Source organism: Candidatus Magnetaquicoccus inordinatus (assembly GCF_004217665.1).
Classification (GTDB): domain Bacteria; phylum Pseudomonadota; class Magnetococcia; order Magnetococcales; family Magnetaquicoccaceae; genus Magnetaquicoccus; species Magnetaquicoccus inordinatus.
Genome location: NZ_RXIU01000168.1, coordinates 1 through 7915 on the forward strand (window position 1 = coordinate 1; position 7915 = coordinate 7915).

At 51.1% G+C, this 7915-nt stretch carries 8 protein-coding genes; 7 read left to right on the forward strand and 1 reads right to left on the reverse strand.

Annotated features, from left to right (window positions below; all coding sequences use genetic code 11):
• Nucleotides 1-304 precede the first annotated feature (304 nt).
• Nucleotides 305-1087, forward strand: a complete 783-nt coding sequence (locus tag EJP87_RS11595) for a TatD family hydrolase (RefSeq protein ID WP_130472039.1) — start codon at nucleotides 305-307, stop codon at nucleotides 1085-1087.
• A 2-nt stretch (nucleotides 1088-1089) separates the two neighbouring features.
• Nucleotides 1090-1839 carry a tRNA threonylcarbamoyladenosine dehydratase gene (locus EJP87_RS11600; protein WP_130472040.1) on the forward strand — a complete coding sequence of 250 codons (750 nt, stop codon included), beginning with the start codon at nucleotides 1090-1092 and terminating at the stop codon, nucleotides 1837-1839.
• Here EJP87_RS11600 and EJP87_RS11605 read toward each other — a convergent pair.
• A complete protein-coding gene (locus tag EJP87_RS11605; protein ID WP_130472041.1) occupies nucleotides 1828-2628 on the reverse strand; it encodes a helix-turn-helix domain-containing protein in 801 nt (266 codons plus the stop codon). The two genes, EJP87_RS11600 and EJP87_RS11605, sit on opposite strands and share 12 nt — an antisense overlap.
• A gap of 372 nt (nucleotides 2629-3000) precedes the next feature.
• Between EJP87_RS11605 and EJP87_RS11610 the strand changes: the two genes are divergently transcribed.
• From EJP87_RS11610 to EJP87_RS11630, 5 genes are all read left to right on the forward strand, one after another.
• The gene (locus tag EJP87_RS11610; RefSeq protein WP_130472042.1) at nucleotides 3001-4398 is read left to right on the forward strand and encodes a bacteriohemerythrin; all 1398 of its coding nucleotides are present in this window, start codon (nucleotides 3001-3003) and stop codon (nucleotides 4396-4398) included.
• 23 nt (nucleotides 4399-4421) lie between these two features.
• Nucleotides 4422-5042 (forward strand): DedA family protein, encoded by a 621-nt coding sequence (locus EJP87_RS11615; RefSeq protein ID WP_130472043.1) that lies wholly within the window; start codon nucleotides 4422-4424, stop codon nucleotides 5040-5042.
• Between the two features lie 166 nt (nucleotides 5043-5208).
• The gene (locus EJP87_RS11620; RefSeq protein WP_130472044.1) at nucleotides 5209-6027 is read left to right on the forward strand and encodes a hypothetical protein; all 819 of its coding nucleotides are present in this window, start codon (nucleotides 5209-5211) and stop codon (nucleotides 6025-6027) included.
• 431 nt (nucleotides 6028-6458) lie between these two features.
• A complete protein-coding gene (locus EJP87_RS11625) occupies nucleotides 6459-7208 on the forward strand; it encodes a flagellar motor protein MotB (RefSeq protein WP_130472045.1) in 750 nt (249 codons plus the stop codon).
• A 59-nt stretch (nucleotides 7209-7267) separates the two neighbouring features.
• On the forward strand, nucleotides 7268-7915 hold a 648-nt coding region (locus tag EJP87_RS11630), incomplete at its 3' end, for a motility protein A (protein WP_130472046.1).

Consider the following 7915-nt stretch of genomic DNA (forward strand, 5'->3'; position numbering starts at 1 on the left):
GGGTCCAGGGATGGAATCCCTGGGATTTTGCTTTTAATCTTTTGCCTTTGGCGCGCTTTTCAAACCAAGCCGACGCGCTCTTTGCGTCGGCTTAAGCGCCTAATGGAAGCAAGCTGTGGGCATTGGCGCGCATTTTTTGCGCCAATGCCCACAGCATCCCCATGGGGGTAGAGCTGGCGAGCCAGCACGAACCTGAATAGTTACAAAACAAAAAAACAAAACCCCAGAGGCTCCGCCTCAGGATTCCGCCAGGGAGGTGCCATCCCTTGACCCACAGTTATTTTTTGAAGGTGAACAGCTACGCATGATCGACACGCACTGTCATTTGGATCATCCCTCCTTTGCTGCCGATCGCGCGCTGGTTTTGCAGCGCAGTATAGATGCGGGCATCAGGCAATGGATCATTCCGGCCATTGTCTTACGCCATTTTTCCGCCATGCAGGCCCTGCAAACAGCGCACATCCATCTTGCCTGGGGACTACATCCTCTTTTTTATGCAGAACATCCTGAAGATGCACTCAACCAACTGGCCGAATGGCTGAGCCATACTCCGCCTCTTGCGATTGGTGAAATCGGCTTGGATGGCTTTGCGCCCCCTGCCTCACAAGATCAGCAGATGCACCTTTTTTGCGGACAATTGGCGATGGCGCAATCCCTGCGTCTGCCGGTGCTGCTGCATGTGCGCAAATGCCATGAAGAGGTGTTGGGAGTGTTAAAAAAAAGCGCTTTTGCCTATGGAGGAGTTGTCCATGCCTATAGCGGCAGTTGGCAACAGGCAGAACGTTATCTGGAAAGAGGGTTTTGTTTGGGAATTGGCGGCGTGGTGACACGCCCCCAGGCGACCCGTCTGCGCGAGATTGTCAGTCGTGTCGCCGATCATGCTTTGGTTTTGGAAAGCGATGCGCCCGATCTGCCCCCAGTCGCCTGCTCTGGGCAACGCAATGAACCCGCTTTTATCCGCCACACCGTGGCCACTCTGGCGCAGTTGCGCAACTGCTCTGCAGACAGCATTGCGGAAAGCACTACCGCAAACGCCCGCAGAATATTATCCTTGCACCCCTCAAATCACATGCCACCCCAGGAGTAGCCATGGAAGATGCCCTCTGTTCCGGCCTGCATGAACGTACCCGCATTTTGATCGGCGAGACGGGAATTGAACGTCTGCAACAGACCCATATCCTTTTGGCCGGCTTGGGTGGTGTCGGCGGCTATGCTGCAGAGGCGCTCGCCAGAGCAGGCGTGGGACGCCTGACCCTGATTGATCATGATGTGGTCTCCCCCTCCAACCTGAATCGACAGCTTCCCGCCACCCTGCATACTCTGGGCAAAAAAAAGGTGCATCTGATGGGCGAACGGCTGGCCAGCATCCATCCGCACTGTCAATTGGAGCTGCTCGATCTCTTTTTGCACCCCGACAATATTCCCGAACTGCTGGATAGAACACAACCTGATTGGATCCTGGATGCCATCGACTCGCTGAACTGCAAGGTCAACCTGCTGCTGTCGGCACAGCAACGCGCCATCCCGGTCGTCAGCAGCATGGGAGCCGGTGGCCGTTTGGATCCGACGCAGATTACCGTGAGTGATATAATGGACACTACGAATTGCCCTCTGGCACGTGCCGTCCGCCTGCGCCTGCGCCGTCGCGGAGCCCAGCGGGGCATTCTGGCCGTCTGGTCACCCGAACTCCCCCGCCCTCCTGCTGCACCGGAGGAAAACGAGCGCGGACGCAGCAGGGCAGTCAATGGCACCATCAGCTATCTGCCCGCACTGTTTGGCATGACACTGGCGGGATTGGCTATTCAGGATCGTTTGCAAGAGAAGCACTCAAAAGGTTGAGTGCAAACCAGCTCCTGGTGGGGGTGTGAACACATATTGAGCAATCTCCTGCAGGGCAGGAACATCCAGAAGACGAACATGCTTGCCGGTGACGTTTAACAGCTTTTTGGCCTGAAAACGTTTGAAGGTACGACTGACCGTCTCCATGGAGATACCGAGAAAGTTGGCGATATCCTGGCGCAACATGGCCAAACGGAACAGCTCTCCGCCAAAACCATGCCTGACATAACGCTCGGAAAGATTGAGCAAAAATGCTGCCAGACGCTCATCGGCACTCTGTCTGGCCGAAAGAATAAATTGCTGTTGCTGTTTGGCGAGATGAACCGCCAAAACATGAATCAGTTGCTCTTGAAAATGGGGAAAACGATCCCCCAACAGATCGAGCTGATTGAGAGGCAACCAGCAGACCTGGGTATTTTCCAGAGCCACGGCTGTCGATTGATAATGGGTGGTCCGAATTGCCTCCAAACCGAGCAGTTCACCCGGCAAATAGAAGCTCAAAATACGTTCTGATTGCTGTGGCGTGGTCAGGTAGGTCTTGACCCCCCCCTCCTTGATGGCATAGACCCCATGAAAGGGTTGCCCTTCCCGAAAGACACTCTCCCCTTTGGGAACCGGACGTTGGCGAAAGAGAAAGATTTGCGCCAATTCCAGAGGAATTTCGTTAAATAACTGCAAAAACCCATGAAATTCACAACGTTCGCAGGTCACTTCATTGCGCCGTGGCGTCCGAATGGCGATTATCCGCTCTGCCATACCCGAAGCAACCGATTTTTCAGTTAGGGACACGCCGAACTCCCACTTTCGCTCATTTGGAGTGAATCCAGAGAAGGAATAGTATCAAGACCACGTCATGACAGGCGGGCTCGGCGCTACTCCCCATTTGATGACACTCTACTGCTTCCTGGTTAACCTTGCAAGGGCTCTACCCTACATAACGCAATAACAGACGACAGCCACTTAACTTTGTTGTTTGTTTTGTCTGCAGGATACCCTACCATTCCCTATAGAAATCCAGTTTTTCAATGTTCAACAGAACAAACAACACAACCGTGAATTGCGCTTGAAATAGAGGTAACAGACTAGTACACTTTCTATAGTTTTGTCACAGAGAGGGAGTGAAGATTCCATTGCAGCAGCAGATTTTTATTGAGGAAATGGATGAGCGCCAGCAAACAACAGTTGTTTGAAGAGTACTTGAACGAAACAAGCAGTCGCGGCATTCTACTCACTGATGAGCATGGTAATATTATACATATCAATCAAACCTTTTTCTCCTTGCTTGGCCTGCCGTGGCGCTATACGGAGAGCACACTGCTGAGCGATTTTTTGCAGGAGTTGCCCCTACAGAAGGAGTGGCAGGGCGTTCGACAAGAGATTTTTTTACAACGAATCTCAGCAATCTGCAACCGATCCTATCAACAAATTGAGCTGTTTTTTCGCCCAGAACGCTGGCTGCAGTGGACCGGCAGAGAGATGTCAAAGGGTGGCTATGCCTTGACGGTCAGCGATGTGAGCCGACTGCATCTTGTCATGAACGCCACGCAACAATCGAGTAAAAGCACCATTAAATCGATGGCAGACATGGCGGAAAATCGTGACAACAACACCGGAGAACATGTCTTGCGGGTGGCGCGCATGACCCATGAACTGGCTTTGGATCTGCTGCAAGAAGGAGTTTTTGCCGATGAGCTGGATGAATCGATGCTGCTGCATCTGGGTCTTTCCAGCATGTTGCACGATGTCGGCAAGGTAGCAGTTTCCGATGGTATTTTGCTCAAACCGGGAATTTTGAGCGCCGATGAGCGCCGGGTGATGCAAACCCATGCCGAAGCGGGACACCGGATGATTCGCAAAATTCAAGACACCCAGATCAATTCAGAATATTTTGCCAGTGCGGCGCTGATTGCCCTGCACCATCATGAATGTTGGGATGGCAGTGGTTATCCCCATGGCTTGCTGGGCGAGGAGATTCCAGTGGTGGCCCGCATCGTAGCGGTTTCTGATGTGTTTGACGCCTTGACCTCCTGGCGTCCCTACAAAGAGCCATGGGCAGAGGAGCGCGCAGTACAATTTTTGCGCGAAAAGTCGGCTAAAATGTTTGATCCGCGCATCGTCGAGGCGCTGCAAAGAGTGTTACACTACCGCCGGGAATCGCAACGGATCTCATGGGACAACAGCATGAGCGTCGGTGACGCCACCCTGGATAATGATCACCATATATTGATAGATCTGATCAACCAATTGGGACGTGCGCATGATCGGGAAGATGGCATTGTAATGGAATTTGTTGTAGACGAACTGTATAACTATACCGTCCGCCATTTTCAACGTGAAGAGGAGTATATGCGTCGTGGTGACTATCCACACCTGCAGACACACCAATCTTTGCATCAACAGTTTGCCCAACGGGTCGTCAATATCCGACATCAGTTTTTTCGTAATTTTGATCCGGCATTGGTCGATGACTTGACTGATGTGTTGGGAGAATGGTTACAAAAACATATTTTAGGCGCAGATAAAGATTATCAATCCTTTTTTGCCCCCAACCCCTCCTGAACTGTGACAGGGAATCGCTCCACATGAGTGCAGCATTTACACAATATTTGTTGGATATTGTCGGACAAATGGACTATCTGGCCATTTTTTTGTTAATGGCTGCCGAGAGCTCTATTTTGCCCGTACCTTCAGAACTGGTCATGATTCCTGCAGGCTATCTGCTGGCACAAGGAAAACTGAGTCTGGCTGGCATCACCCTGGCCTCCTCTTTGGGCAGTCTGGCTGGTTCATTGGGCAGTTATTGGCTGGCGCTTTGGCTGGGACGACCTTTGCTGTTGCGTTATGGTCGCTTTTTTTTAATCACCCCAAAACATCTGAAACAAACGGAACGCTTCATGGCGCGACACGGTGAAATCTCCATTTTTACCGGTCGTTTTGTCCCTGGAGTGCGCCATCTGATCTCCATGCCTGCCGGTCTGGCACGCATGTCTTTATTGCCCTTTTTGCTCTTTACCGGTGTGGGCTCCACACTGTGGAACCTGATTTTGCTGGCCCTCGGCTATCTGCTGCACGAACAACAAAACTGGCTGGAACAGCATCTTTCCTGGATTGCAGGCGGTGCCCTGCTCTTTGCCACCACTATCCTGGCACTCTATCTGCTCATCCAACGTAGTCGTCGAAAAAGCTCGTTCGGCGAAGCGTAAAAATACTGGATTTACCTCTGGTGAATCGGTTAGGATACATTATAGTTTGAGTTGCAGGATGCTCGACAACATATCGAACCATGACAAAGATTGACAAATTGTTAGCACCCGGTCTCAACCAAACCAATTTTCTCCGTGCGGAACGTTTATTTGGAGCTTGAAATCCATGGCAACCTCTCTACCAGGCGGATCTTCGCTTCCCTCCTCCGGGAAACCTGCCGTTGCGGCCAAAAGTCAACCAAGCAAACCGGCTGCTGATGTTCCTGAAGAAGAGCTGCCCTCCATAGAAGAGATCGTTGAGCTGGAAGAGGAGCTCCAGGAAGAGCGCCGCGAAAAAAACCAGAAAGCTCTCGAAGAGATCCGCAAGAAAAAAGAGGAGGATGAACTCCTCGGTAAAACCAAAAAAATTCAAAAGGTCGATCTCTCGCAAATTCGCCCTTCTGGAAGCAAACAGCAGCGCAAGGGTGGATTGCCGGAACATATCGCGGCCCTCCCCAAAGATCATCCCATCCGCCTCAAATGGGAAAAAGGGTTTCGCCAACGTTCAGACGGCTCCTGGGCCAAGACCGCACAACCCATTGATGAGGATTCTGGACGCTCCTTGGCCGAATGGGCCAAATTGGTGGGCATCTCTTTAGGCAGCATCCTCGCCGTCATTGCCTTCCTGAAGGGGGTTGACTCCTACCGGGACTCTTTGCAAAAAAAACGTGATGAAGTGGTAGATGTCATCACCAAGAAGGGCTTCGCCCTCGATGATCCAGAGGTGCGCGCCGTCTACGTTGAGGCATCCAACAGCTTCTGGCTGCCCTCCATCGAAAAATTGCTGGAAAACATCAAAAGAATCCCGCGCAAACTGTTGGAACCCTTTGCCCAAAATCCAGAACATGGCAGCTATGTGGATTATATACGTCGGCATGGCAAGCCTTTTGACGAACGCGAAGCCATCGAATGGCAAACGCGCATGATGCGCAAGCCAGCAGAATAACTATTTATCCTGTTCGCTTACCTCCCCAGAGAGCTGGTATCGCTTCCTGAGAGCGGCACAACTCTTGCCGTGCCGGGATGCCGTACTGCTGGCAACACTTTTCTCGGTCGAAGAGTTTGTGCAAAGATTGTGAGCAGCAGATATTGCGGCAAATCAAGGGTAAGTAAATAGATATAGCAAACAGATAGGCGAAAAGCGAACCAGCCCGCATCGCCGCCACAGATCTGCACAGTAGATCTGTTCATAGGCGCAAAGACACTTTGGCCCACGAATCAGCACAAGACCTAATCGGTTGTTCGTTCGTTGATTTTTCCCGTTGACATGCTGTGAACGGTTGCATAGCATGCGTCGAGGTGTGTGTACTTTTTGGCTGACACTTGAATCGTCCACAGTTGAGTGTGGCGGTGCCCAATCCTGGGACGAGACATGCTATGGCGGAACAAACAGCAAAAACTGAAGAAGGCCGATCTAAAAAAGCCGCTGAGGAACCAAAAAAGCCGAAATGCCCTACTTGTAAAAAGGGTACGCCGCTGTGGTTCATCTCCTGGGCTGACATGGTGACTTTGTTGCTGTGTCTCTTCGTGATTATCGTTGCCTACTCAACCCAAGAAAAAGGGCGCTATTTGACCCTGGCCGGTTCGATGCGTGATGCTTTCGGGTCAAAAAATCCCGATGAGAGCATGCCGCCCATTGCCAGAGGCTATCATTTGGTCAACATGAATTTCCAAATGAAGATTACCCTGGTGCACATCGCTGAACAGGCCCAGGAGGTACTCTCAGCACAAATTGAGCGCGACCAGGCCAAAGTCATCAGCGATGATTCCGGCATACTGATTCAAATGGATAAAAATATTCTGTACCAGGCCGGCAGCGCCACTCTGCGCGAACCGGCACAGGCTTTATTGATGAAAATTGCTAATATTATCACCCTGCTGCCCAATACAGTCGAGATTCGTGCCCCTGGCAGAGATGCGCCGGGACAACCCTTTGATTGGGAAAAAGGAATGAGTGAAGCTGCGGCCATTGCGGCTCTCTTTGAACAGCAGGGAGGGATTATGTACAATCGCATCCAGGCAACCAGCATGGTGGCCACTGATAAGGATAAAGAGGGAACGACTACTGCTCCCCGTAAGGATGTGATCGAAATTAAGATTATGAAAACTACCAATCCAGAAGAGTAGTTTTTATATTGGTTTGTCGGTTCTGCAACTGGGTTGTGCATCGCGGAAGGGGTCAATAGATGGATATTGCAACTATTATCGGGCTTGTCGTCGGTGGCGCCGTTGTGATCGGTCTGATGGGACACAATATCGGACTGTTCTACAGTACGCATGCCCTGATCGTTGTGTTTGGGGGGTTGTTGGGAAGCACTTTCGTCAAATTTGGCATGGAGGATATTAAATCCTCTGGCAAAATGCTGAAAAAGGCCTTCGTGGTTTCTCATGAAGATCTGAAAGAGCTGATTCGACAGATGGTTGATATTTCCAATATTGCCCGCAAAAATGGTCTGTTGGCTCTGGAGAAGGTCAAGGTTGAGAATGAGTTTTTGCAAGCGGCTTTGCAACATTGCTCCGATGGTGTAGATCCCAAGTTGATGAAAGAGGTGCTCACCAAAGAGATTGAATATATGGCTGAGCGGCATCATGTGGGTATCGTCATGTGGGAAAGTATGGGTGAAGCAGCCCCGGCCTTTGGCATGGTAGGAACATTGGTGGGTATGGTGGAAATGCTCTCCAACATGAGTGATCCATCGGCTATTGGACCCTCCATGGCCACAGCTCTGCTGGCGACCATGTATGGCGCTATTGTGGCCAATGCGGTGACCATCCCCATAGCCATCAAGTTGCACCATTACAGCAAAGAGGAACAGATGAAGTGTCAGTTGATT